Origin of the sequence: Paraburkholderia megapolitana (assembly GCF_007556815.1) — a bacterium.
GTDB classification, from domain to species: Bacteria; Pseudomonadota; Gammaproteobacteria; order Burkholderiales; family Burkholderiaceae; genus Paraburkholderia; species Paraburkholderia megapolitana.
The window spans coordinates 3,245,717-3,267,817 of sequence record NZ_CP041745.1; the positions used below are offsets into that span (position 1 = coordinate 3,245,717).

The following is a 22,101-nucleotide window of genomic DNA, read 5'->3' on the forward strand; positions in this document are numbered from 1 at the left end:
TACTATACGCCCGCCACTTAGAAAACACATATGCAAATTAATTGCTGAACACCTTGCCCAGCAAGGCTCGCATCGTGGTCCGCAAGTCTACGTCTTTTGAATAAAACGTTTCCACAAAGGGTTGACCATGAGTGATTGCGACGGTTGTCGCAATAGCTTGCAATTGCCGTTCATCGGTATTTTCTGCCGCCCGTTTCAGCGCTGAAACGTTTTTTCCCGTTTTGCGATTTCCCGCTCCGGACAAGCAACGGTGAGCCCAGTCGTATCAACGGATTGCGGCTCATGGCACACGTTTCGCTAAATGCCTCGCACCAAGGAGAGACATCATGCGACTCGCTTTCCGCATCGACCTGATTGCCGTTACGCCACGTGCCGCGCTCTGCGTCGCGCTCGTTTGCAGTGCGCTGCCTTTTGCGGTTCAGGCGCAGACCTTCGTGCCTGCCCGAGCGCTCGATACGTATGCCGCGCCCTTCGTCCTCGCGAACGCATCGTTTGTTATGCCGGTCGCTATCGATGCACCCGCAACGATCACGGCCGCGCTCGACGATACGTCAGCTGAAAGCGGTTCCACTCTCGCCGCCGTACTGCGCGACCGGACCGATGCTGCATCGATGAACGACCTGGCGCTCGACGACCAGATGCTCTCGCATCAGCGCGGCGGCGCGAGCGGCATGTTGATGGTGGCCGCGACACCGCAACTGATGCGCGGCGGCACCGTGACGCTGTGGGACGAGATCGCGCCGCCCGCACCTCTGCCGGTTCCGGTCGATGCGGCGCATGCCACACAGAGCAACGTCGCGAGCTACACGAGAAAGTGATGCGGATTACGTCATCACACGAACACTGCGAGACGACCGCATCGGTCGCCGCGCTACCGGGAGCAGACATGAGCACCTCGATCCACCCGTCGCACGCACGCAGTCCGCTGGCAGTACTGCTGCCCGCGCTGCTGCCCGTGCTGCAGGCGTTGCTCGGAATCGCGGCCGCAAGCGGAGCCGGCATCGCCGCCGCACAACAGGCGGTGAACCCGGGCGACATCATCGTCGAGCGGGAAATCACGCCACGCAGTGCGTTCGCCCAGGTTCCGCGCGACCAGGATCCGGTCGCCGTGCGCGCCACCACGTTCCCGGCCAACACCTTCGATCCGATGATGGCGCAGATCGTGTCCGACGCCGACCTGACGACCGCGCGCGGCTCGAGCGGCCTCGCGCCGATCGGTGCGATGGGCGACAGCATCCAGGGCGTGACGCGCATTCTCAGCGGCAACGCGGCGGGCGGCAGCATTCCGCTCGGTGCGGGCGGCGCGGGCCTGGCCGGTGCCGGTATCGGCGGCACGATTTCGCAGTCGGTGACAGGCGCCCTTGCACCGCTGTCTGCTGCGCTGAGCGGCGGACTCGGAGGTCTGAAATGAGCGCGCGCCGTTCTTCGCAGCGCATGGCGCGCACGCTCGTTCATACGGGCAGCGCCGTACTCGTCGCGCTCCTTGTCAGCAGCGCTTATGCGCAGCGCGTGCCGGTCGTGAGCGGCACCGCATCGATCGGTGCCGGCGCAGGTGTCGGTACGACCGGTGCGGTGGCGGTCAACGAAACGGCCGGTGTCGACAACGCACAGGCCAACCAGCTGACGATCACGGGTGGCAACGCCGTCGCCGCCGACAACGCAAGCGCGCAAAGCGCATCGGTTGCCGCGAAGGTCACGAGCACGACTGCATCGATCGGCAGCAACGCATTTTCGAATTCGTCCGGAGCCCTGATGATCAATCAGAGCGCCGGCGCAGGGAATCTCCAGCGCAACAGTGTGCAGCTCGGCACTGCGGCGCCAGGAGTCGAGACCGTCTCGGATAGAGAGCTATCCGCGACGGCCGCGAAAAACGGCGGTCAAGGTCTAGCAATCGGGGTTCACAGCGTACGCGAGGCGACTATTTCCAACGACGCCTTCAAGAACGTCAACGGGATCGTACAGATCAACCAGACAGCCGGTGCCGGTAATGCCACGGCAAACAGTTTTGTGCTCCGTCCCCCGGCGGGCACTCTTTTTTAACTGACCACACTTGTAAATCGGAGCGACATCATGAAGCGCACTCTTATTGCTGCAGCCGTACTCGCCACCGCCTCGGGCGGTGTGTTCGCGGCACCCACCAACCCGTTCATCTTCAACGCCACGATCGTCGGCGAAGAAGTCGGCGTGTTCGGCTGGGTCACACTGTATGGCTGTGTCGGCGTGCAGAGCACCGCCGGCGCCGTCGTCAACAACAACCAGAACGTGATGGTCAACGCATCGCTCAGCCCGAATGCGCAAACCTATACGTCCGGCTATGTGACGACGACCATTCACAACAACTCTTCGTCCATCAAGGGCGGCGGCGTTGCGTTCGGAACGGAAACGACGAGCCACTCGTCGTCGTCGTGGATGGCGCAGGGCGGCCAGGAAGCATCGGGCTACAAGTACGGCAACCAAAGCAGCTCGATTGCCGGCGGCGGCTATGAGTACAGCCAGCAAAGCTCGGGCATCGCCGGCAGCTTCAGCCATACGTCGCAGAACTCCGGCGGCCACATCGCCGCAGGCGGACAGATCGGCGGCAGCTACAACTACGTGAACTTCGACACGCCGTTCTTCGGCTTCGGTTCCGCGCATGCGCAAGGTGGCTTCTCGGCCGGCTACAACCAGTCGAGCTACGCCAACTCGAACAGCCTCGCGGGCGGCTTCCAGGCCTCGCAAGGTTCGGGACAGGGCGCGCTGTGGGCTTCCATGCCGATCAAGGTTCCGGTGGCCAGTCCGCATGGGGCGAAGAGTCGGGCTATCAGGCCGGCGCCTCCACCGAGACCAACAGCGCCTATGCCGCATGGGGCATCGACGCCAGCCTCGCGACCACCGACGTCTCGACGAACGGCAAGATCACCCAGCACATCAACACGCAGAAGGCAGGCACGCTGACCGCCACAACCGGTACAGGTGCTGCGCAAAACGTGTCGGGCAATGTCGGGGTGAACGTCGCGGAAGGTGTGGACAACGCGCAAAGCAACGAAGCGTCGCTCGCATCGGTCGATGCCGGCAACGTGTTCGGCAATGCGCAGGTGTTCAACAACCAGACTTCGGCTGGCACGGCGAAGATCAATAACTTCAACCTCAACGCTTCGGTCGGTGACAACTCGCTGTCGGGCGCATCGGGCAATGTCGGCGTGAACATCGCGGCCGGCATCGGCAACGTGCAGAACAACAGCCTCGCCGCATCGACGTCGACTGTGAACAAGAACGCCAACGGCGCGATGGTCGCAACCGACAACAGCGTGCAGCAAGCAAGCCTCACCTTCAACGGTACGTTCGAAGGTACGGCTTCGCTCGGGATGGGCGCGCTGCTCGGCGCTCAAGGCAACATCGGCGTGAACATCGCCGGTGGTGCAGGCAACGTGCAGCACAACGGCCTCGCGATCGCTTCGATGAACGTGGCCAAGTAAGCGAGGCAGGCAAGCGCAGTACTCGCGACATCGCACCATGGCAGGAGCGCGCCGGCAGCCACAGTAGCTGCCGGCGCATATAAGGCAGGAGACCATCATGTCCGGTTTCAACCGGTCCTGGACGTTACGGCTTGCCGTCGCGCTGGCAAGTTGCACCTCGTGTGCAGCGAGCTACGCGCAGACGACGATCGATACGTCGACGCTCGCAGGCGTACCGCTCGTCAAGACGGTCCGCTCGATGAAGGACATCCGCTACAGCCACATCGTCAACCAGCAGTTCGACTACAGCTGCGGTGCGGCTGCGCTCGCGACGCTGCTCAAGTACGGCTACGGCATCGATATTCCGGAAACCGAACTGATCCGCCGGATGATGGCCTTCTCGACGCCGGAAGTCGTGGTGAAGAACGGGTTCTCGATGCTCGACATGAAGAAGTTCGTCGATACGATCGGCCTGCGCGGCAGAGGTTTCCGCGTCAACGTGGATGCGCTCTATCGCCTGCAGATTCCCGTGATGGTGCTGATGAACATCGATGGTTACGAGCATTTCGTGATCGTCAAACACGCCGAGAACAGCCGCATCTTTATCGCGGACCCTGCGCTCGGCAACCGCATCGTGCTTCAAGAGGACTTTACGAGAACCTGGAACGGCCTCGTGTTCGCGGTTCTCGGAAAGCCGTTCAGGGAGGATTCCCCATTGCTGCAAAACAACGAGTCGCTGGCCTTGAAGTTACGCGCGAATGCGCTTGAAAACGGTTCGGCGGCGACCCCCTTTGTCGAATACGGATTGATCAAGGCAGACCTGTTCTGAATCAACCATGAAGCGCCAAATCTCACAGCTCGGCTTCGCGTTATGCGCCACGGCGTGCAGCCTTGCAAGTAGTGCGTTTGCTGCGGAAAGCATCGGCCCGCCACCGGTGCAGGACCTGCTCGCGATCCGCGACGCCGCCCCGCAAACGATGGAGTGGCAAGCCGTCGACGACGACGTTCTGTCGCAGCAGACCGGCAAGTACGCCGGTGCGTCGATGATTTCCGGGTTCGTGTTGAACCTGCTGTCCCAATGGCAACTGCCCAACGGCGTGACCGCCATCGCGCAGGGCACGCTTGCCGTCGCGGCGAACACCGCGAATCAGTTGACCGCGACCGTCAACACGCTTGCGAGCGTGGTGGGCGGCGGCAACGGCAACAACGGTGCCAATCCGAATGCCGGCGCCAACGGTGGCCAGAGCATCTCGGTGAATGGGGTGTCGCAGGTCACCCAGGTAGCCGGTGACCGCAACGTCGGCGTGAACGCCGCGCAGATCGACTTCGGTGACGGCGCGCCCGCGTTATTGCCGGGCGGCAATAACGCCGCCAGTGCAAACGCGTCGAACGCCGCGGGCACGATCCGGGCCGGCATCGCGTTCGGCAACGGCGGTGTCACCGTCGCACTACAAACGCCGGCCGGACTCGCGACCCAGACCATCGCGCCGAACAGCGCGCAACAAGCCGGTGCGATCGCGCAGTTGCTACAGATCGCCGGCAATAACCAACAAGTCGCCAACCAGTTGCAACTGCATCTGCAAACGCAGCAGATGTCACCCGCCATGTTGCAACAGGCCGGCGTTCTTCAAGCCCTGCAGAACGCAGCCATCGTCAGGAGATGATGCGGCGGGCCGCCGCCCGCATGCAGGAACGCAGTAGTCGTATCGAAGAGGGCCGCGCAACGCATTAACCGAGACCGGTTGCGCGGCCCGATACCGGGGGAACAAAAATGACTAACGTTTCTAGGACCAGGACACCGCGCATCGCACTCGCCGCCATTCCGGCCGCCGTGCTGCTGTTCGCGCTGTCGCAAGGCGCGGCTGCCCAGGCACTCGCGAACCAGTCGGTCGAAGACCGGCTCAATACGTTGATGCGCGTCGTCGACGAACAGCAACGGCAGATTCACTCGCTCGAACAGCAGGTCACGAGTCTGGAAATGGCGCAACGCGGCCGCGGTGTACCGGGCGCCGGTGCGCCGGCCGGCAGCGAGGCAGTTGCCGCGCAACCGGGTGCGGACGGCTTGCCGGTTCAGCTACCGCCGCTACAACCGTTGCAGCAGCTCGCGCAGATCAGCCCAGGCGCGTCCGCGCCCGGCGACGCAACCGGCACTGCGACCGGCGTGCCGGTCAACCCACCCTCACCGGGTAATGGCAACGGCACCGGCAGCGGGACTGCACCGGGCACGAGCGGCCCCGCGCCGATGCCGGACGGCACCACGGTCGGACAGACGCAGAAAGCCGCGGAGCCGGTGCGGACCCAGGCCGAAGAAGCCGTCGTGCAGCGCGAACACGCGCCGCTCTTCGATCACAAGCTGACGCTCGACTGGGGTATCAGCGACACGTATTACGATCGCCGGCAGTTGCAGCTGTCCGGGTTCCTCGCGCTCGATGCGATCTTCCTCGGCAACATCAACCTCGGCGAAACCAAGTCGCACCAGGTGATGGCCGATCTCGATACGCGCTACGGTCTCACCGACCGCATGAGCATCGACGTCGACGTGCCGTACGTGTACCGGCACAGCAATTTCATCATCGGCGGGGCCGGCGGCGCGGCGAATTCGATGTCCGACGCGTCGCTCAATTCGAGTGGTATCGGCGATATCAACTTCGGGATCTACTATCAGTTCCTGAAAGAGACCAACAGCATGCCCGATGTGGTCGGCAGCCTGCGTATCAAGGCGCCGACCGGCAGCTCGCCGTTCGGCGTCAAGGTCGTCCAGCTGACGCCGGACAACACCAACCTCGTCGCGCCTTCCAAGCTGCCCACGGGCACGGGCTTCTGGAACATCACGGCGGGCGTCTCGCTGCTGAAGACCTACGACCCGGTCGTGCTGTTCGGCAGCCTCTCGTACACGTACAACATCGCGCGCTCGTTCGCGGATATCTCGTCGGTAGTGGGACAGACGCAACCGGCCACGGTGAAGCTCGGCGACATCATCCAGTTCGGTGGCGGGGTTGCGCTCGCGTTCTCGGACAAGGACTCGGCAAGCATTTCGTACACGATGGCGCTCGAACCGGCCTCGAAGACACGCGCGCCCGGCGAAAGTTACAGCAAGGTGCCGGGTAGCGAAACCACCGCGTCGGCGCTGAACTTCGGGCTGAACCACGTAGTGAACAAGCACCTGACGATCAACGGTTCGGTTTCTGTCGGCCTTACGCCCGATGCGCCGAACTTCGTGGTCGGCGTGCGCTTCCCGTACACTTTCTGACGATTCACCGATATGAGGCTGATCGTGCGCGACTCATCCCAACTCACCAGCATCATGCCGTTCGCGGGCGCGGGCAGTCGCCTGACGATCGCAAGTTCGAACGATGCCCCCACAGGGCGGCCGACGGACACCGACGCCGCCGACGACGCCGCGCGTACCGACGAACGCGCCAGCGGTACGGCGAACGACACGACCCGCGACAACGCCAACGGTGCCGCCACAGCCGAGCCCGAACGCGCCCTGCTCTACCTGACGCGCAAGCCCGACGAAGCGCTCGCCGCGCATCTGCGCAGCCGCGGCTGGGTCGTATCGGTGGCGCGCTCTTCGTATGAGATCGGGCGACTGCTCAAGCCCGAAGTGGCCTGCGCCGGCATCGTCGATCTCGCGAGCTTTCCGGCTCGCGAGCTGGCCGGGCTCGAAGCGAGCCTGCAACAGCAGCAGGTCGGCTGGATCGCGCTCGCCACCGAAGAGCGGCTCATCGAACCCGACACGCGACGCCTGATCCGTCAGTACTGTTTCGACTACGTGAAGCTGCCGGTGGCCAATGCGACCGTCGATTATCTCGTCGGCCACGCGTTCGGCATGATCACGCTGTGCGATCTCGATCTTGCGGCCGGCGTCGCATGCGCCGGCGACGACGAAATGGTCGGCACCTGCGAAGCGATGCAACAGTTGTTCCGCACGATCCGCAAGGTCGCGAACACCGACGCGAGCGTCTTTATCTCCGGCGAATCGGGGACCGGCAAGGAACTGACCGCGCTCGCGATTCACGAACGCTCGCCGCGCCGCAAGGCGCCGTTCGTAGCGATCAACTGCGGTGCGATTCCGCACCATCTGCTGCAGTCGGAGCTGTTCGGCTACGAGCGCGGAGCGTTCACCGGCGCGAACCAGCGCAAGATCGGCCGGGTCGAAGCGGCCGATGGCGGCACGTTGCTGCTCGATGAAATCGGCGACCTGCCGATGGAAAGCCAGGCGAGCCTGCTGCGCTTCCTGCAGGAAGGCCGGATCGAACGGCTGGGCGGACATGAATCGATTGCGGTCGACGTGCGCATTATCTCGGCAACTCACATCGATCTGGAAGGCGCGATACGCGACGGCCGGTTTCGCACCGACCTGTTTCACCGGCTGTGCGTGCTGCGCGTCGACGAACCGCCGCTGCGTGCGCGCGGCAAGGACATCGAGATTCTGGCGCATCACATCCTGCATCGTTTCAAGGTGGACAGCGCGCGCAAGATTCGCGGCTTCACGCCGTCCGCGATCGAGGCGATGTACAACTACAACTGGCCCGGCAATGTACGCGAGCTGATCAATCGCGTGCGGCGCGCCATCGTGATGGCCGAAGGCAAACTGATTTCCGCCGACGACCTCGACCTCGCGCACTTCACCGCGCAGCAAACGATGAGCCTCGCGCAGGCGCGCGAAGCCGCGGAGAAACGCGCAATCGAAACCGCTTTGCTGCGCCACCGCCACAGGCTCAACGAAGCCGCCGCCGATCTCGGCATTTCGCGAGTGACGCTATATCGGCTGATGGGTTCGCATGGTTTGCGCGAAATCAGCGAGCACGACGACAAGCCGCCGTTCGGTACCGAAGGCGATAACGCCGATACTCATGACACACCGGGAGCACAAAGCGCGCACGACTAGCGCAAGACAGACGCGCGAGACCGCTCGGGTACAATCGCCCGATGACTACTCCCGCCTTTTCGATGACAACGCTTACCCTGATCGTTGCGCGCGCACGTAACGGCGTGATCGGCCGCGATAACCAGCTGCCCTGGCGGCTGCCCGAAGATCTCGCGTTCTTCAAGCGCACCACCATGGGTGCGCCGATCATCATGGGCCGCAAGACGCACGAATCGATCGGTCGGGCGCTGCCGGGACGACGCAACATCGTCGTCACGCGCGACGCCGCGCGGCGCTTTAACGGTTGCGATACGGCAACGACGCTCGCCGACGCGCTCGCACTCGCGGCAACCGATCACGCGCCCGAAGCGTTTCTGATCGGTGGCGCGCAACTGTATGCGCAGGGCCTGCAACAGGCCGACAAGCTGATCATCACCGAAATCTCCGCCGACTTCGACGGCGACGCAACGTTTCCTGCTCCCGATCCGCAAGACTGGGAAGAAGTCGCACACGAAACACATCGTGCACACGCACCGAACGACTTCGACTACGCGTTCGTCACTTATCGCCGCAAGGGCTGGCAATAAAAAACGCCGCGAAACCTGCGTTTCGCGGCGTTTTTGTTAGTAGCGACGCAGCCTATTGCCCAGCGATCGTCATCCGCTCGATCAGCACCGAACCGATCTGCTTGGTACCGCGCACAAGCGTATCGGAACCGATCGCGACGATGTGCCGGAACATCTCCTGCAGCGTGCTCGCCACCGTGATCTCTTCGACCGGATACTGGATCTTGCCGTTCTCGACCCAGAACCCCGACGCGCCGCGCGAGTAGTCGCCAGTCACGTAGTTGACGCCCTGCCCCATCAGTTCGGTCAGCAACAGACCCGTGCCGAGCTTTTTCAGCATCGCTTCGAAGTCGTCTTCGGGACGCGTCTGCGTGCTCGCCATCGACAGGTTGTGCGAGCCGCCTGCATTGCCGGTGGTTTGCATGCCGAGCTTGCGCGCCGAGTAGGTCGACAGGAAATAGCCCTCGACGACGCCATCCTTCACGACCGAACGCTGCTTCGTGCGCACGCCTTCTTCGTCGAACGGAGCGCTGCCCATCGCGCGCGCGACATGCGGATCTTCGACGATCTGGATGTGCGGCGCGAACACCGGTGTGCCGAGGCTGTCGACGAGAAACGAGGTCTTGCGATACAGCGCGCCGCCGCTCGTCGCCTGCACGAACGCACCGAGCAGGCCGGCCGCGAGCGGCGCTTCGAACAGCACCGGCACCTTGCGCGTATCGAGACCGCGGGCACCGATCCGCGCGAGCGCGCGTTGCGCCGCATAACGGCCGATCGCTTCGGGATCGGCGAGTTCGGAGGCGCTGCGCTTCGACGTGTACCAGTCGTCGCGCTGCATGTTGCGGCCGCTGCCGGCGATCGGCGCGCACGCGACGTAGTGGCGCGAAAACGGATAGCCCGAGAGAAAACCGCGCGAGGTGGCGAGGACGAATTGCGAATGCTGCGCCGACACGCTCGCGCCCTCCGTGTTGCGGATCTGCGGGCTGGTGGCGAAGGCGGCGTCTTCAGAGCGACGGGCGATCTCGACGGCTTCGTCGGCGGTGAGATTCCACGGGTGATACAGGTCGAGATCGCGCGGCGCCGTTTCCAGCAGTTCGGCTTCGGCGAGACCGGCGCAGTCGTCTTCGGCAGTGAAGCGCGCGATGTTGTACGCGGCCGCGACCGTGTCCTTCAGTGCCGCCGACGAGAAATCCGACGTGCTCGCATTGCCGCGCTTGTTACCGATGAAAACGGTCACGCCGACCATCTTGTCGCGGTTGTGTTCGATCGTCTCGACTTCGCCGCGCCGCACGGACACGGACAGGCCATCGCCTTCCGAAATTTCCGTGGCGGAGTCGCTCGCACCGAGCGACTTCGCGTGGCGAAGGATGTCGGAAGCGATCTGCTTCAATTCGTCCTGCGTATGCGGGAAAAAACGCTGTCTGGCGTCCATGTCTGCTGCCATTGTCGTTGCCGTCCTGTATTGCCGTTCGGTCAGGGACCGGCGCGGGAGCCGGTCGGTCGGGAAGTCCGTCTGCAGGCGCTGCCTCAAGTAACCGGGCCGCCGCGCTGCGCATCCCGCGATCATAGCAAGGTCCGCGCACACGCACCTGCGATTCGTTCGGCCGCCCGGCGTACGCGGGATGCCTCCGCAGCCGGTTTGCACGGCCCGGCACGCTACAATACGGCCTATGACACGCAAAACCCGCATTCAACCGATGGAAACCGCTGTCGTCGTCGACGACAACGGCTATGATCGCCCCAGCAAATCGCAGCTGAAGCGCGACATGCACGCGCTGCAGGAACTGGGCGAAACGCTCGTCGCCCTGCCAAAAGATGCGCTCAAGCGCATGCCAATGCCCGAAAAACTCGACGAAGCGGTCCGCGAAGCGCGCCGCATCACCGATCACGAGGGCAAGCGTCGCCAGATCCAGTATGTCGGCCGCGTGATGCGCTCGCTGTTCGAAGACGAGGTCGCCGCGCTGCGCACGGCGCTGGATTCCTACAACGGCATCAACAAGGCCGAAACGGCCCGCATGCACTGGATCGAACGCACGCGCGAGAAGCTGCTTGCCGACGATGCCGCGCTCACCGAATTCATCCGCCTGCATCCAGCCGCCGATCCGCAGGAAGGCCGCATGCTGATCCGCAACGCCCGCAAGGAAGCGCAGCAGGCACGGCCGCCGCGTTACTTCCGCGAGTTGTTCCGGTGGATCAAGACCGCGAGCGGCTCCGATCAGGACGAAGACGACGAAACCGCTGCCGATCGCAAGGAAGACGACCATGACGACGACCGCGCCTGACGACGACCGCGCATTGATCGTCGGGCTGGTCTCGATCAGCGACCGGGCGAGCACCGGTATCTACGAGGACAAGGGGATTCCGTCGTTGCAGACATGGCTGGAAACGGCGCTCGCATCGCCGTGGCGCGCCGAAACGCGGCTGATCCAGGACGACGCGGCCACCATCACGGCTACGCTAATTGAACTCGTCGATGAGGCGGGTTGCGATCTCGTGCTGACCACCGGCGGTACTGGCCCGTCGCGCCGCGACGTGACACCCGAGGCGACGCTGGCAGCCGGTACGAAGGAAATGCCGGGTTTCGGCGAGCAGATGCGGCAGATCAGCCTGCATTTCGTGCCCACCGCGATCCTGTCGCGGCAGGTCGCCGTGATCCGCGAGACGCCGGATCGCGCCGCGCTGATCGTTAACCTGCCCGGCCAGCCGAAGTCGATTCGCGAAACGCTGGAAGGTCTGCGCGACGAAGCTGGCGCGGTTAAAGTGCCCGGCATCTTTGCGGCGGTGCCTTACTGCATCGATCTGATCGGCGGTCCGTATGTGGAAACCCATAGCGCCGTCGTCACCGCGTTCCGGCCGAAGAGTGCCCAGCGGCCGGCACGCTAACCGTTACGGCTACGGCTACGGCTACGTTGCTGATGTATCGGCGATTGGTACGCTTGCTGCCGACACCAGAAAATGCTCGCGGTAGTAGCGCAGTTCGTCGATCGATTCGTGGATGTCGGCGAGCGCCGTGTGCATCGCACGCTTCTGGAAGCCCTTGTACGTGGCCGGTTGCCAGCGGCGGCACAGTTCCTTCAGCGTGCTGACGTCGAGATTGCGGTAATGGAAAAACCGCTCGAGGTCCGGCATCCAGCGGGCCATGAAGCGGCGGTCCTGGCAGATCGAGTTGCCGCACATCGGCGATTTGCCCGGCGGCACATGGGCGCCGAGAAACGTGCGGATCTGCTCGACGGCATCCGCCTCCGTCACCGTCGACGCGCGCACCCGGTCGATCAGCCCCGAGCGGCCATGCGTGTTCTGGTTCCACTGGTCCATTTTGGCAAGCGTTTCGTCGCTCTGGTGAATGGCCAGCACAGGACCCTCGATGAGCTTGTCCAGGTGCGAATTCGTCACCACGACGGCGATCTCGATGATGCGATCGGTGTCGGGTTCGAGCCCCGTCATTTCCATGTCGAGCCAGACGAGATTCATGTCGCTGCGCACGAGCGCGGGAGCGTCGGGAGCGTTGGAAGTGCCGGCAGGATCGAGGGTGTCAGTCATGAGAGGCAGCCTTGGTTGGCCGGACCGGACGAATATGACGCACGCGGCGGCCGGCGCCAGCCCGGCACCGTTCGCCTGAACGCTCCCGCCCGGCTGGCAGGAAGAAACATATAATTCTCGCATAGTTACCACGGATCCCCCGGATGCCTACCCTGTACTTCACTGCCCTGTTCGCGATCGCCGTCCTGCTGATGGTCGGCACCAAGCTATGGCTCGCGACGCGGCAGATCCGCTTTGTCGCCGCGCACCGCGCCCAGGTGCCCGCGCAGTTCTCCACCACGATTACGCTGACCGCGCACCAGCGCGCCGCCGACTACACGGTCGAGCGCGCGCGTCTCGGCATGCTCGAGATCGTCGCGGGCGCCGCGGTGCTAGTTGCGCTGACGCTGCTCGGCGGCATCCAGGCGCTCGATGTGGCGCTGTCCGGCTGGCTCGGGCACGGCTATGGCGGGCAAATCGCCCTTGTGGCGGCGGTGCTCGCGATCACCGGCGTGATCGACCTGCCATTCGATTACTACCGGCAGTTCGTGGTCGAAGAACGCTTCGGCTTCAACCGGATGGGCAAAGGTCTTTTCTTCTTCGATCGCATCAAGGGCGTGCTGCTCGGCGCTGCCGTCGGACTTCCGCTGCTGTTCGTCGTGCTCTGGCTCATGAACCAGGCGGGCGGCCTGTGGTGGCTCTGGGCGTGGGTGGTCTGGGTCGCGTTCCAGATGCTGGCGCTCGTGCTCTATCCGACCTTTATCGCTCCGATCTTCAACAAGTTCGAACCGCTGAAAGACGAAGCGCTGCGCTCGCGCATCGAAGCGCTGATGAAGCGCTGCGGATTTGCTGCAAAAGGACTGTTCGTGATGGACGGCAGCCGGCGCTCGGCGCACGGCAATGCGTACTTCACCGGTTTCGGCGCGTCGAAACGGATCGTCTTCTTCGATACGCTGATCGCGCGTCTGTCGGGCAGCGAGATCGAAGCCGTACTCGCGCACGAACTCGGCCATTTCAAGCGGCGCCATGTGCTCAAGCGGATGATCGTCACGTTCGTCATCAGTCTCGCAATGCTCGCGCTGCTCGGCTGGCTGTCGCAGCGCCTGTGGTTCTTCGAAGGGCTCGGCGTGCGGCCATCGCTGACGAGCGGCGACAGCGGGCTCGCGCTGGTGCTGTTCTTCATTGCGTTGCCGGTGTTCCTGTTCTTCGTGACGCCGCTCGGTAGCCTCAGTTCGCGCAAACACGAATTCGAAGCGGACGCGTTTGCCGCCACGCAGACGGACGCGAAGGATCTCGTCAACGCGCTCGTCAAGCTGTATGAAGACAACGCATCGACGCTGACGCCCGACCCGCTCTACACCGCGTTCTACTATTCGCATCCGCCGGCGTCGCAGCGTATCGATCGCCTGTTGCGGCACGCATGAAGCACCGCTCGGCGAAGCCCGCCCGGGCAGCAACCGGTGCTCGCGCACACGGCCTCGTGGTCGCCGCGCACGGACGCCACTACCTCGTCACCCCCGACGACGGCGGCCCCTCAATGCAGTGCTTTCCGCGCGGCAAACGCAGCGAGGTCGCGGTCGGCGATCGCGTGCTGTACGAATGGACTTCGGCGGATCAGGGCGTGATCGTCGAGATCGGCGAGCGGCGCAACCTGCTCTACCGTTCGGACCAGTACAAATCGAAGCTCTTCGCCGCCAATCTCGACCAGTTGCTGATCGTCCTTGCCACCGAGCCGCATTTCAGCGAAGACCTGCTCGGCCGCGCACTGGTCGCCGCCGAGGCGCATGAGCTGAAGCCGCTGATCGTTCTGAACAAGATCGACGTGGAGGCCGAACTGGCCGGCGCCCGCGCACGCCTTGAACGCTATCGGGCGCTCGGTTATACGGTGGTCGAGGTATCGATCAAGGCGCAGCCGGAAGCGGCGCACGCAATCCTCACCGAGCATCTGCATGGCCATGCGACGCTGTTGCTCGGCCAGTCCGGGATGGGCAAGTCGACGCTCGTGAACCTGCTGATCCCCAACGCCGAAGTCGCCACGCGAGAGATCTCCACGGCGCTGAACAGCGGTCGCCATACGACCACGTTCACGCGGCTCTATCCGCTGCCGGAAGGCGGCGCGCTGATCGACTCGCCGGGGTTCCAGGAGTTCGGCCTGCATCACCTGACCGAGGGACGGCTCGAGCGCGCGTTCCCCGAGTTCCGTCCGTTGCTCGCGCATTGCCGCTTTTATAACTGCCATCATCTGCAGGAACCGGGCTGCGCGATACTCGAAGCAGTCGCCGACGGCAGGATCGCGCGCACGCGGCATGCGCTGTATGCGCAGCTCGTGCACGAGGCGAGTCAGATCGTTCGTTGAGCATTGAGCAGCTCCCGTTTTCCTTACGGCTCGTCCTTTCCATGCTGAAGCTGATGCGCGCACCGAATCTGCTGATCGGCCAGCACTGGGTCAATGTGCTGGCGACAGCCGGCATCGGCTGCGAACTGCACAATCGTTATCTGAACGGGGCGCTCGGCGAGATTCCCGCGGATCAATGCGCGCCAGAACTGTGGCTCACCGACGAACGCGATGAAATGATGGCGCGCAGATTGATCGACGTGGCGTTGCACGGACCGGCAGCGGGCACGCCGTCGTGGCGCTGTGGACAGTGCAGCGAAACGCTGGAGGCGCAGTTTACGGTGTGCTGGCAATGCGGGACGGCGCGCGATCCGCTCGGCGACTGAGCGGCGACGTTAGCGCGGTATTGAAGCCGATATCGGGCGCTGAAAAGAATCGAGGCCGGTCTGGCCGGCCTCGCTCTCACTGCTTTTTTGTGTCCGCTAGTGCGGGCACTGCCCTACTACGCTACGCGAGCCATACGGCGATCGTCAGCATCAGCAGCAGGATCATCCACAGGATCACCGCGCGCCACACCAGCCCAACCGCCGATTGCAGCGTACGCGGCGTGCAGTCGTCACCGACCGACAGCGGGCCACCATCGCCGGTGGCGAGCGCATCGAGACTGGACGGCTCCGCGAGCGGACCCGCCAGCCGTGCACCCAGCGCACCGCTGCCCGCGGCGAGCAGCACGCCGTCGTTCGGATCGGGCCACTGGCGCGCATGATTGCGCCACGCATAGATTGCATCCTCGAAATTGCCGACGATCGCAAAGCCGAGTGACGTAAGCCGCGCCGGTACCCAGTCGATCACGAAAAACGCGCGCTGCGCGAAGGTCGAAAACGCCGCGGTGCGATCGACCGCGGGCTGCGACCACGTCCGCGCCAGATACTCGGCGATCCGGTACAACACGGCGCCGGCCGGACCGATCGGCACGAGAAACCAGAAGAACACGCCGAACACATGACGATGCGACGCGACGACCGCGTGGATCAACGTGTGCCGGACGATCTCGCTGACCGGCATATCGACCGTATCGATCCCGGTCCATTCGGCGAGGATCTCCCGCGCGCGCGGGACGTCGTCGTTATTCAGCGCGAGATGGATGTCGGTGAAGTAGTGGCTGAACTGCCGGAAGCCGAGCGTGAAATAGACGATCACCGCGTTCCACATGAACGCCAGCACGAAGTTGATCCGGTACAGCACGTAGTAGACGAGGCCGACCGCGAGCGTCCATGGCAGGACGACGACGAGCCACGCGAGGATGCCGTGCTTCGGCTTGCCGGCATCGAATCCGCGCGCCGCCGATTCCGCGTGATATTGCAGCAACGCCGACACCGGATTGTTCGGCGACAGCGCGCGCATCTGTTCGACGATGAGAGCGAGCAATACGGAGAAAAAAGTCATGCGATGCGCCGTGCCATTCGAGTTTTTACAGTTGTGTTGTAACGATAGCACAGGGTCGGATGCCGCTGAACGGCGGCTTTACAAACGTACAACGTCCGTCCCGGCCACGCGCGAGCTACGCCATGAAATTACGCCATCAGAAAACGATAGAAATTGCGCAGCATGCCCGCCGTCGCGCCCCAGATGAAATAGTCCGCGCCCCCGTTGGGGCGCGGATACGGCATCGCGAAGAAACGGCGTTCGTTGCCTTCCCAACGGAACAGACGCACCTCGTGATGCGCGGGGTCCATCAGGAAAGCGAGCGGCACTTCGAAGATTTCGGCGACCTCGAGCGTATCGGCTTCGACGGTAAACGGCGGATGCACGAGGCCGACCACGGGCGTCACGCGAAAGCCGGTACCGGTCATGTAATCGGGCAGCGTACCGAGAATTTCCACGCGCGCCGGATCGAGTCCGACCTCTTCCTGCGCTTCGCGCAACGCGGTCGCGGTGGCATCGGTATCGTGCGGCTCTTCGCGGCCGCCGGGGAAGCTGACCTGGCCTGCGTGATCGTTCAGATGATCGGCACGCTGCGTCAGCAAAACAGTCAGGCCGCCCTCGCGGACCACGAGCGGCACCAGCACGGCCGCCACACGCGGATCGGTACCTTCGACCCAACGCACCTCGGCCTGCTCGGGGTTCCAACTCAGCCGCTGTTCGAAACGGGCCCGCAGGGTGTCAGGCGTCAGACGCGCGGGCGCCACGGCGGGCAGATCGCCACCGGTGGCCACGACAGGCAGGGTTTCGGGTTCGAAAACTGGACGGATCAACGGGATTCTCGGCGCAGGCAAATGTGGGACATCGACGGGATAACCGACATTTTGCCTCGCCAAACAAAAAAGCACCCGTAACGGGTGCTTTTTCTTACAGCTTTTACTCCTGGGAAGCCGCGCGGTCTTTCGACACGAGCTTTTCCTTGATCCGGGCCGACTTGCCCGAACGGTCGCGCAGATAGTACAGCTTTGCACGACGCACATCGCCGCGACGCTTCACGACGATGCTCGCCAGCAGCGGCGAGTAAGTCTGGAACGTACGCTCGACGCCTTCGCCCGACGAAATCTTGCGGACGATGAACGACGAGTTGAGGCCACGATTACGCTTCGCAATGACAACGCCTTCGTAAGCCTGAACGCGCTTGCGGGTACCTTCGACCACGTTCACGCTGACGATTACCGTATCGCCGGGGGCGAATGCGGGAATGGTCTTGCCTGCGAGCGCGCGCTCGATTTCTTCCTGCTCGAGTTTTTCAATCAGATTCATCACTGACTCCTAATGCCATCTTGTCGGCGTTCGTACCTGCCTTGCGTGGGTTTGCCCAGAGGACTACCTGTTACGCGCGGCTACGGCCCCGATAGAGGATGGGTTCACATCTGGCGCCGTCCACGCATGAACGACACCGCCTGGTTCCCGCCCGGAACGCCAGGGCCTCAGGCCTTTGGCGCTTCCTTCGCGAGACTTGCAAGCCACGCCTCATCGGCACGGCTCAACAACTTGTTCTTTCTGGCCCGCTCGATCAGATCGGGCCGTTTGTGCCACGTATTGCGCAGCGATTCGCGACGACGCCACAGCATGATTTCCGCGTGATGGCCACCGAGCAGCACATCCGGCACGCGCACACCGTCATATTCTTCCGGCCGCGTGTAATGCGGGCAATCGAGCAGGCCATCGACAAAACTGTCCTGCACCGCCGACTGCGCATCGTTCAGCACGCCCGGCAACTGACGCACGATCGCGTCCATCATGGCCATGGCGGGTAACTCGCCGCCCGACAGCACGAAATCGCCGAGGCTCACTTCTTCGTCGACATACCGGTCGATCAGACGCTGGTCGATCGCTTCGTAGCGACCGCACAGCACGATCAACCCCGGTTCGCCAGCGAGTCGCATTACGCCTTCGTGATTCAGCGTCGCGCCTTGCGGCGACATCATCACGACCCGCGCACCTGCAATACCCTGCTCCGCCTGCGCGGCGCGCGCTGCGCCGAGCGAATCTTCCAGCGGCTTGGCCAGCATCACCATGCCGGGGCCGCCGCCATACGGCCGGTCGTCGATCGTACGGTAGTTGTCGGTGGTGAAATCGCGTGGATTCCAGGTCCGCAACCCGTAACGCGCCTGCTTCGCCGCACGGCTTGTAATGCCCCAGTCGGTCAGCGCGCGGAACATTTCGGGGAAGAGCGTCACGACATCGAACTGCATCGCTCTCTCCGTTTCAGCGAACGCTTGCTAATGGGTTCAGTAATCGGCTTCCCAGTCGACTGTGATCTGCTTCGCCGCCTGGTCCACATGCTTGACGTACACACCGACGAACGGAATGAGCCGTTCGCCGTTGACCGGCTTTCCATCCTTGCCGGTTGCCGGGTACTCGACACGCAGCACCGAATGGGCGCCGTTGTCGATCATGTCGGCGACCTTGCCGAGTGCAACCCCGGCAACGTTGACCACATCCAGACCAAGCAGGTCGACCCAGTAAAACTCGTCGGTTTCGAGCGAGGGAAACTCGCTGCGGCTCACATAAACACGACAGCCGCGCATGGCGGCTGCAGCGTCGCGACCATCTACACCGGCCAGATGCGCAACGATACTGTCGGAATGGATCTTCGCCTGCAGCACCGGCGTCGACCTGCGCTCCGGATTCGCATCGCGGCCCTTGAGCAGCCACCAGCGCTTCGCGCTCAGCAGCGCATCGCCGCCGTGCCCGGCGTCCGCATGCGCGGCCACCTTGACCCAACCTTTGAGACCGTAAGCATCGACGATCGCGCCTACTTCAACGGCGTCGGCCGGCCAGCTTTCCGGCGATTCGACACGCATAGGCTGCGTATCGGGACCGGCATCGGGACTGGCGTTCGGTGCGGCGGGTGCAGCGGCTTTCGACGGCTTGCGAACAAACGCGCCAAACGGAGCCTCGGATGCCGATGCAGGCGCTTTCGCGCGACCGGAGCCGCTGGAATCAGGCGCTGACATGGACCGACCTCAAAAACTTATTGCGCGAAGGCAGGCGTGCCACGAAACCGTAGCCGCGCTTGCTTTCGCGCATCACCGAGTACATCGCACCGCCGGACCATGCCGCCGATGCAATTACCTGCCGCCATCACGCAGCCGGTTGTGCCTGTTGCGCTTGCTTCACGAGACGCTCGACCGTCGGCGACAGCTGGGCGCCAACGCCTTGCCAGTACGTCAGGCGATCTTGAGCGATACGCAGCGATTCGCCCTTCGTAGCGACCGGGTTGTAGAAACCAACGCGTTCGATGAAGCGGCCGTCACGACGGTTACGCGAATCGGTTGCGACGATGTTGTAGAACGGGCGCTTCTTCGAGCCGCCACGAGCCAAGCGGATGATGACCATACTGGAATCCTTGAAAACCGGGGTTCAGAACCACTAAACGCGAGATTATAGCCCGAAACCAACGCCATAACAAACACTTACGGGGATAAACTGGCACGCCCAGTCGCACGGACCACACAGTCGCGGCATTCCGGTGCCACAAAATCTTCTGATGAAAGGTTCCCTGGGCGCGAAACCCACGTCGAACCTGGGGCCTGTGCGGCACAGCGCCGCGTGACCGCCGGTGCTCACGCAGCGTAGAATGCGCGTCGGCCCGCGCGCAAGCGCGCCGCATCTTTCCGCAGCCTGTCGCCCTTCCCATGTCCACCGCCGCTTCGACTTCCCCGCGCTTCCGCTCCAAAACGGCCACCGCCGCGCTTGCCTTCTTCTTCGGCACGCTCGGTGCGCATCGCTTCTATCTGTATAGCCCGCGCGATCCGTATGGCTGGCTGCACGTGGTCGGCACGCTGCTCGGTATCCCGGGTGTCCTGCTGCTGGTTGCGACCGAGCGGGCCTCGATGCTGGGCTGGTTTCTCGCCGTACCTGGCGCGATATCGCTGCTGTCCGCGTTCCTCGCAGCGATCGTCTATGGCCTGCGCCCGGATGACAAATGGGATGCGCAGTTCAACGCGCAGACCGGACGGCACAGCCGTTCGGGCTGGACGGTCATCTTCATCGTGATTTTTTCGCTGCTGATCGGCGCCTTCCTGCTGATGACCGGGCTGGCTCTGTCGTTCCAGACTTATTTCGAATCGCAGGTCGAAGCGGCCAAGTCCCTCTCGCAGTAAGGCAGCGCGGCTAGAACAGATCCAGTTGCGGGCTCGCGGGTTTGTCCGGTGCGGCCCGCGGTGCCGGCTTTTGCTCGACGTGCTGGAAATGCGACATGTCGAGAATGCCGCGATCCCGCCGGTTCAACCCAAGACGACGCGCCGCATTGTAAAAGCGCTGCCGCAGCAGATCAGCCCACAGGCCCTCGCCTTTCATCCGGCTCGCAAACGACGAGTCGTAGTCCTTGCCGCCCCGCATGTCGCGCACCCGGCTCATCACACGGTCGGCTCGATCCGGAAAGTGCGCGGTCAGCCAGTCCTTGAACAGCGGCGCGACTTCCCACGGCAGCCGTAGCACGATATAGCTAGCGTTCGTCGCACCCGCTTCCGCGCAGGCTTCGAGCACGCGCTCCATGTCGGGCTCCGTCACGAACGGAATGACCGGCGCAATGCTCACCCCGACCGGCACCCCCGCTTCGCTCAACGTCCGGATCGTACGCAACCGACGCGCCGGCGTTGCCGCGCGCGGTTCGAGCGTGCGCGCGATATCGGCATCGAGCGTCGTGATCGTAATGGCAGCCATCACCTGCCCGCGCGCGGCCATCGGCGCGAGCAGATCGAGATCGCGTTCGATCAACGATGACTTCGTAATCGCAGCGAACGGCTGGCCGCGATCGTGCAGCACCTGGATGATGCGGCGCGTGAGCCGCAAGTCGCGCTCGACCGGTTGCCATGCGTCGGTATTGACGCCAAGCGCGATTGGCTCCGGCACATAGGACTTCTTCGACATCTCGCGCTCGAGCAGTTCGGGCGCGTTGATCTTTGCGTAGATACGGCTTTCGAAATCGAGCCCCGGCGACAGCCCGAGATAACTGTGTGTCGGCCGCGCAAAGCAGTAGATGCAGCCGTGTTCGCAGCCGCGATACGGGTTCAGCGAGACGTTGAACGGGATATCCGGCGACGCATTGCGCGTGAGGATGCTTTTCGCCTTTTCCTCGAACACCTGCGTGCGCAGGGCCCTAGGCTCGCCGTCTTCGTCGGGGTTTGACGCCCAGCCATCGTCGACGGTTTCGCGCTGGTCGACTTCGTAGCGGCCCTGCAGGTTCGTCACCGCGCCGCGGCCCTTGCGGGGCGCAGGCGGTGCGATCGGAAATTCGCGGTCGGGATTGAAATCGGCGTCGGAATCGGAATCGGAAGCGGACATGGCTGGGCGCGGCAAACGGCATCAATACTGTACAAATATACAGTGTTTACACGGTTTGTCGAGCGCCGATGCAACGCAAAAAACGTCCCGTGCCGACCGCTATTCGCCCACTGCGATCGCCAGCGATTCCTTGATTTCTTCCATCACCACATAGCTCTTCGACTGCACCGCGCCGGGCAATTGCAACAGGATGTCGCCAAGCAGCTTGCGGTAGTCGGCCATCTCACCGATGCGCGCCTTGATCAGATAGTCGAAATCGCCGGAGACGAGATGGCATTCGAGCACCTCGGGGATCTTCTGCACCTCGCGGCGAAACTGGTCGAACATGTTGCCGCTCTTGTGGTCGAGCGTGATCTCGACGAACACCAGCAGCGCCGCACCGAGTTCGGCGGGATTCAGGCGCGCGTAATAGCCGGTGATCACACCGTCGCGCTCCATCCGCTTCACGCGCTCGATGCATGGCGTGACTGAAAGCCCCACCTGCTCCGCGAGATCTTTCATCGCCATGCGGCCATCCTGCTGCAGAAGCTTGAGGATGCGGTGATCGAGCTTGTCGAGTGCGCGGATCGGTTGACGTTGTGTTCTCATCGTGTTTTT

The 22,101-nt window shown here is 63.5% G+C and carries 26 protein-coding genes; 16 read left to right on the forward strand and 10 right to left on the reverse strand.

Annotated features, from left to right (window positions below):
* Positions 1-326: 326 nt before the first annotated feature.
* The 10 genes from FNZ07_RS27750 (at position 327) to FNZ07_RS27790 (ending at position 8,894) form a co-directional block, all read left to right on the forward strand.
* Positions 327-818 (forward strand): hypothetical protein, encoded by a 492-nt coding sequence (locus FNZ07_RS27750; RefSeq protein ID WP_091011536.1) that lies wholly within the window; start codon positions 327-329, stop codon positions 816-818.
* 68 nt (positions 819-886) lie between these two features.
* On the forward strand, positions 887-1,411 hold the full coding sequence (locus FNZ07_RS27755; RefSeq protein ID WP_245811462.1) for a hypothetical protein: 525 nt from the start codon (positions 887-889) through the stop codon (positions 1,409-1,411).
* Positions 1,412-1,434: 23 nt separating this feature from the next.
* Positions 1,435-2,040 carry a hypothetical protein gene (locus FNZ07_RS27760; protein ID WP_245811470.1) on the forward strand — a complete coding sequence of 202 codons (606 nt, stop codon included), beginning with the start codon at positions 1,435-1,437 and terminating at the stop codon, positions 2,038-2,040.
* Between the two features lie 30 nt (positions 2,041-2,070).
* Positions 2,071-2,934, forward strand: coding sequence for a hypothetical protein (locus FNZ07_RS34580; RefSeq protein ID WP_409373396.1), 864 nt, complete (start codon positions 2,071-2,073; stop codon positions 2,932-2,934).
* 32 nt (positions 2,935-2,966) lie between these two features.
* On the forward strand, positions 2,967-3,455 hold the full coding sequence (locus tag FNZ07_RS34585) for a hypothetical protein (RefSeq protein ID WP_409373397.1): 489 nt from the start codon (positions 2,967-2,969) through the stop codon (positions 3,453-3,455).
* A gap of 97 nt (positions 3,456-3,552) precedes the next feature.
* Positions 3,553-4,263, forward strand: coding sequence for a C39 family peptidase (locus tag FNZ07_RS27770; RefSeq protein WP_091011533.1), 711 nt, complete (start codon positions 3,553-3,555; stop codon positions 4,261-4,263).
* Positions 4,264-4,270: 7 nt separating this feature from the next.
* On the forward strand, positions 4,271-5,098 hold the full coding sequence (locus FNZ07_RS27775; RefSeq protein WP_091011532.1) for a peptidase C39: 828 nt from the start codon (positions 4,271-4,273) through the stop codon (positions 5,096-5,098).
* A gap of 107 nt (positions 5,099-5,205) precedes the next feature.
* A complete protein-coding gene (locus tag FNZ07_RS27780; protein WP_091011531.1) occupies positions 5,206-6,684 on the forward strand; it encodes a hypothetical protein in 1,479 nt (492 codons plus the stop codon).
* A gap of 24 nt (positions 6,685-6,708) precedes the next feature.
* Positions 6,709-8,328: a sigma-54 dependent transcriptional regulator gene (locus FNZ07_RS27785; RefSeq protein WP_245811461.1), complete on the forward strand. Its 1,620-nt coding sequence runs from the start codon at positions 6,709-6,711 to the stop codon at positions 8,326-8,328.
* A gap of 62 nt (positions 8,329-8,390) precedes the next feature.
* A complete protein-coding gene (locus FNZ07_RS27790; protein ID WP_091011530.1) occupies positions 8,391-8,894 on the forward strand; it encodes a dihydrofolate reductase in 504 nt (167 codons plus the stop codon).
* Positions 8,895-8,946: 52 nt separating this feature from the next.
* Here the strand turns inward: FNZ07_RS27790 and pmbA are convergent, their stop codons facing one another.
* Complete coding sequence (gene pmbA, locus FNZ07_RS27795; protein ID WP_091011529.1) at positions 8,947-10,317, reverse strand: metalloprotease PmbA; 1,371 nt, start codon at positions 10,315-10,317, stop codon at positions 8,947-8,949.
* A gap of 226 nt (positions 10,318-10,543) precedes the next feature.
* Between pmbA and yjgA the strand changes: the two genes are divergently transcribed.
* The gene (gene yjgA / locus FNZ07_RS27800; RefSeq protein WP_091011528.1) at positions 10,544-11,155 is read left to right on the forward strand and encodes a ribosome biogenesis factor YjgA; all 612 of its coding nucleotides are present in this window, start codon (positions 10,544-10,546) and stop codon (positions 11,153-11,155) included.
* Positions 11,136-11,756: a molybdopterin adenylyltransferase gene (gene mog / locus FNZ07_RS27805; RefSeq protein ID WP_091011527.1), complete on the forward strand. Its 621-nt coding sequence runs from the start codon at positions 11,136-11,138 to the stop codon at positions 11,754-11,756. The genes yjgA and mog overlap by 20 nt, the downstream gene beginning before the upstream one ends.
* 21 nt (positions 11,757-11,777) lie before the next feature.
* Here the strand turns inward: mog and orn are convergent, their stop codons facing one another.
* Positions 11,778-12,413 carry an oligoribonuclease gene (orn, locus tag FNZ07_RS27810; protein ID WP_091011526.1) on the reverse strand — a complete coding sequence of 212 codons (636 nt, stop codon included), beginning with the start codon at positions 12,411-12,413 and terminating at the stop codon, positions 11,778-11,780.
* A gap of 143 nt (positions 12,414-12,556) precedes the next feature.
* On the opposite strand from orn, the gene FNZ07_RS27815 reads away from it, so the two are divergent.
* The 3 genes from FNZ07_RS27815 to FNZ07_RS27825 are packed head-to-tail and all read left to right on the forward strand — an operon-like array spanning position 12,557 to position 15,113.
* The gene (locus FNZ07_RS27815) at positions 12,557-13,816 is read left to right on the forward strand and encodes a M48 family metallopeptidase (RefSeq protein ID WP_091011525.1); all 1,260 of its coding nucleotides are present in this window, start codon (positions 12,557-12,559) and stop codon (positions 13,814-13,816) included.
* A complete protein-coding gene (gene rsgA / locus FNZ07_RS27820; protein WP_091011524.1) occupies positions 13,813-14,748 on the forward strand; it encodes a ribosome small subunit-dependent GTPase A in 936 nt (311 codons plus the stop codon). Before FNZ07_RS27815 ends, rsgA begins: the two co-directional genes overlap by 4 nt.
* Positions 14,749-14,792: 44 nt before the next feature.
* Positions 14,793-15,113 carry a putative signal transducing protein gene (locus FNZ07_RS27825; RefSeq protein ID WP_091011651.1) on the forward strand — a complete coding sequence of 107 codons (321 nt, stop codon included), beginning with the start codon at positions 14,793-14,795 and terminating at the stop codon, positions 15,111-15,113.
* 121 nt (positions 15,114-15,234) lie between these two features.
* Here FNZ07_RS27825 and FNZ07_RS27830 read toward each other — a convergent pair whose 3' ends face one another.
* The 6 genes from FNZ07_RS27830 to rpsP all read right to left on the reverse strand — a co-directional run bounded on the left by FNZ07_RS27830 (position 15,235) and on the right by rpsP (position 19,554).
* Positions 15,235-16,173 (reverse strand): CobD/CbiB family protein, encoded by a 939-nt coding sequence (locus FNZ07_RS27830; protein WP_091011523.1) that lies wholly within the window; start codon positions 16,171-16,173, stop codon positions 15,235-15,237.
* A 128-nt stretch (positions 16,174-16,301) separates the two neighbouring features.
* Entirely contained in the window at positions 16,302-16,982 is a 681-nt protein-coding gene (locus tag FNZ07_RS27835; RefSeq protein ID WP_091011522.1) for a CoA pyrophosphatase, read from the reverse strand.
* Positions 16,983-17,085: 103 nt separating this feature from the next.
* Positions 17,086-17,472 carry a 50S ribosomal protein L19 gene (rplS, locus tag FNZ07_RS27840; RefSeq protein WP_091011521.1) on the reverse strand — a complete coding sequence of 129 codons (387 nt, stop codon included), beginning with the start codon at positions 17,470-17,472 and terminating at the stop codon, positions 17,086-17,088.
* A gap of 167 nt (positions 17,473-17,639) precedes the next feature.
* Complete coding sequence (gene trmD / locus FNZ07_RS27845; RefSeq protein WP_091011520.1) at positions 17,640-18,407, reverse strand: tRNA (guanosine(37)-N1)-methyltransferase TrmD; 768 nt, start codon at positions 18,405-18,407, stop codon at positions 17,640-17,642.
* Positions 18,408-18,443: 36 nt separating this feature from the next.
* On the reverse strand, positions 18,444-19,172 hold the full coding sequence (rimM, locus tag FNZ07_RS27850; RefSeq protein ID WP_091011519.1) for a ribosome maturation factor RimM: 729 nt from the start codon (positions 19,170-19,172) through the stop codon (positions 18,444-18,446).
* Positions 19,173-19,299: 127 nt separating this feature from the next.
* Complete coding sequence (gene rpsP / locus FNZ07_RS27855; protein WP_091011518.1) at positions 19,300-19,554, reverse strand: 30S ribosomal protein S16; 255 nt, start codon at positions 19,552-19,554, stop codon at positions 19,300-19,302.
* 299 nt (positions 19,555-19,853) lie between these two features.
* Between rpsP and FNZ07_RS27860 the strand changes: the two genes are divergently transcribed.
* On the forward strand, positions 19,854-20,321 hold the full coding sequence (locus tag FNZ07_RS27860) for an NINE protein (RefSeq protein ID WP_091011517.1): 468 nt from the start codon (positions 19,854-19,856) through the stop codon (positions 20,319-20,321).
* Positions 20,322-20,331: 10 nt separating this feature from the next.
* Here FNZ07_RS27860 and FNZ07_RS27865 read toward each other — a convergent pair whose 3' ends face one another.
* On the reverse strand, positions 20,332-21,504 hold the full coding sequence (locus FNZ07_RS27865; RefSeq protein WP_091011516.1) for a PA0069 family radical SAM protein: 1,173 nt from the start codon (positions 21,502-21,504) through the stop codon (positions 20,332-20,334).
* Positions 21,505-21,603: 99 nt separating this feature from the next.
* Entirely contained in the window at positions 21,604-22,092 is a 489-nt protein-coding gene (locus FNZ07_RS27870) for an Lrp/AsnC ligand binding domain-containing protein (RefSeq protein ID WP_091011515.1), read from the reverse strand.
* Between the last annotated feature and the right edge of the window lie 9 nt (positions 22,093-22,101).

Bases quoted from the DNA above. Each gene is read 5' to 3' on its own strand.
- trmD (WP_091011520.1), bottom strand. From the start codon at position 18,407: ATGCAGTTCGATGTCGTGACGCTCTTCCCCGAAATGTTCCGCGCGCTG.
- FNZ07_RS27775 (WP_091011532.1), top strand. From the start codon at position 4,271: ATGAAGCGCCAAATCTCACAGCTCGGCTTCGCGTTATGCGCCACGGCG.
- rsgA (WP_091011524.1), top strand. From the start codon at position 13,813: ATGAAGCACCGCTCGGCGAAGCCCGCCCGGGCAGCAACCGGTGCTCGC.
- FNZ07_RS27865 (WP_091011516.1), bottom strand. From the start codon at position 21,504: ATGTCCGCTTCCGATTCCGATTCCGACGCCGATTTCAATCCCGACCGC.
- FNZ07_RS27755 (WP_245811462.1), top strand. From the start codon at position 887: ATGAGCACCTCGATCCACCCGTCGCACGCACGCAGTCCGCTGGCAGTA.
- FNZ07_RS27815 (WP_091011525.1), top strand. From the start codon at position 12,557: ATGCCTACCCTGTACTTCACTGCCCTGTTCGCGATCGCCGTCCTGCTG.
- rplS (WP_091011521.1), bottom strand. From the start codon at position 17,472: ATGAATCTGATTGAAAAACTCGAGCAGGAAGAAATCGAGCGCGCGCTC.
- FNZ07_RS27870 (WP_091011515.1), bottom strand. From the start codon at position 22,092: ATGAGAACACAACGTCAACCGATCCGCGCACTCGACAAGCTCGATCAC.
- rpsP (WP_091011518.1), bottom strand. From the start codon at position 19,554: ATGGTCATCATCCGCTTGGCTCGTGGCGGCTCGAAGAAGCGCCCGTTC.
- FNZ07_RS27770 (WP_091011533.1), top strand. From the start codon at position 3,553: ATGTCCGGTTTCAACCGGTCCTGGACGTTACGGCTTGCCGTCGCGCTG.
- FNZ07_RS27790 (WP_091011530.1), top strand. From the start codon at position 8,391: ATGACAACGCTTACCCTGATCGTTGCGCGCGCACGTAACGGCGTGATC.
- FNZ07_RS27860 (WP_091011517.1), top strand. From the start codon at position 19,854: ATGTCCACCGCCGCTTCGACTTCCCCGCGCTTCCGCTCCAAAACGGCC.
- mog (WP_091011527.1), top strand. From the start codon at position 11,136: ATGACGACGACCGCGCCTGACGACGACCGCGCATTGATCGTCGGGCTG.
- FNZ07_RS27760 (WP_245811470.1), top strand. From the start codon at position 1,435: ATGGCGCGCACGCTCGTTCATACGGGCAGCGCCGTACTCGTCGCGCTC.
- FNZ07_RS27750 (WP_091011536.1), top strand. From the start codon at position 327: ATGCGACTCGCTTTCCGCATCGACCTGATTGCCGTTACGCCACGTGCC.
- FNZ07_RS27780 (WP_091011531.1), top strand. From the start codon at position 5,206: ATGACTAACGTTTCTAGGACCAGGACACCGCGCATCGCACTCGCCGCC.
- pmbA (WP_091011529.1), bottom strand. From the start codon at position 10,317: ATGGCAGCAGACATGGACGCCAGACAGCGTTTTTTCCCGCATACGCAG.
- FNZ07_RS27830 (WP_091011523.1), bottom strand. From the start codon at position 16,173: ATGACTTTTTTCTCCGTATTGCTCGCTCTCATCGTCGAACAGATGCGC.
- orn (WP_091011526.1), bottom strand. From the start codon at position 12,413: ATGACTGACACCCTCGATCCTGCCGGCACTTCCAACGCTCCCGACGCT.
- rimM (WP_091011519.1), bottom strand. From the start codon at position 19,172: ATGTCAGCGCCTGATTCCAGCGGCTCCGGTCGCGCGAAAGCGCCTGCA.
- FNZ07_RS34580 (WP_409373396.1), top strand. From the start codon at position 2,071: ATGAAGCGCACTCTTATTGCTGCAGCCGTACTCGCCACCGCCTCGGGC.
- yjgA (WP_091011528.1), top strand. From the start codon at position 10,544: ATGACACGCAAAACCCGCATTCAACCGATGGAAACCGCTGTCGTCGTC.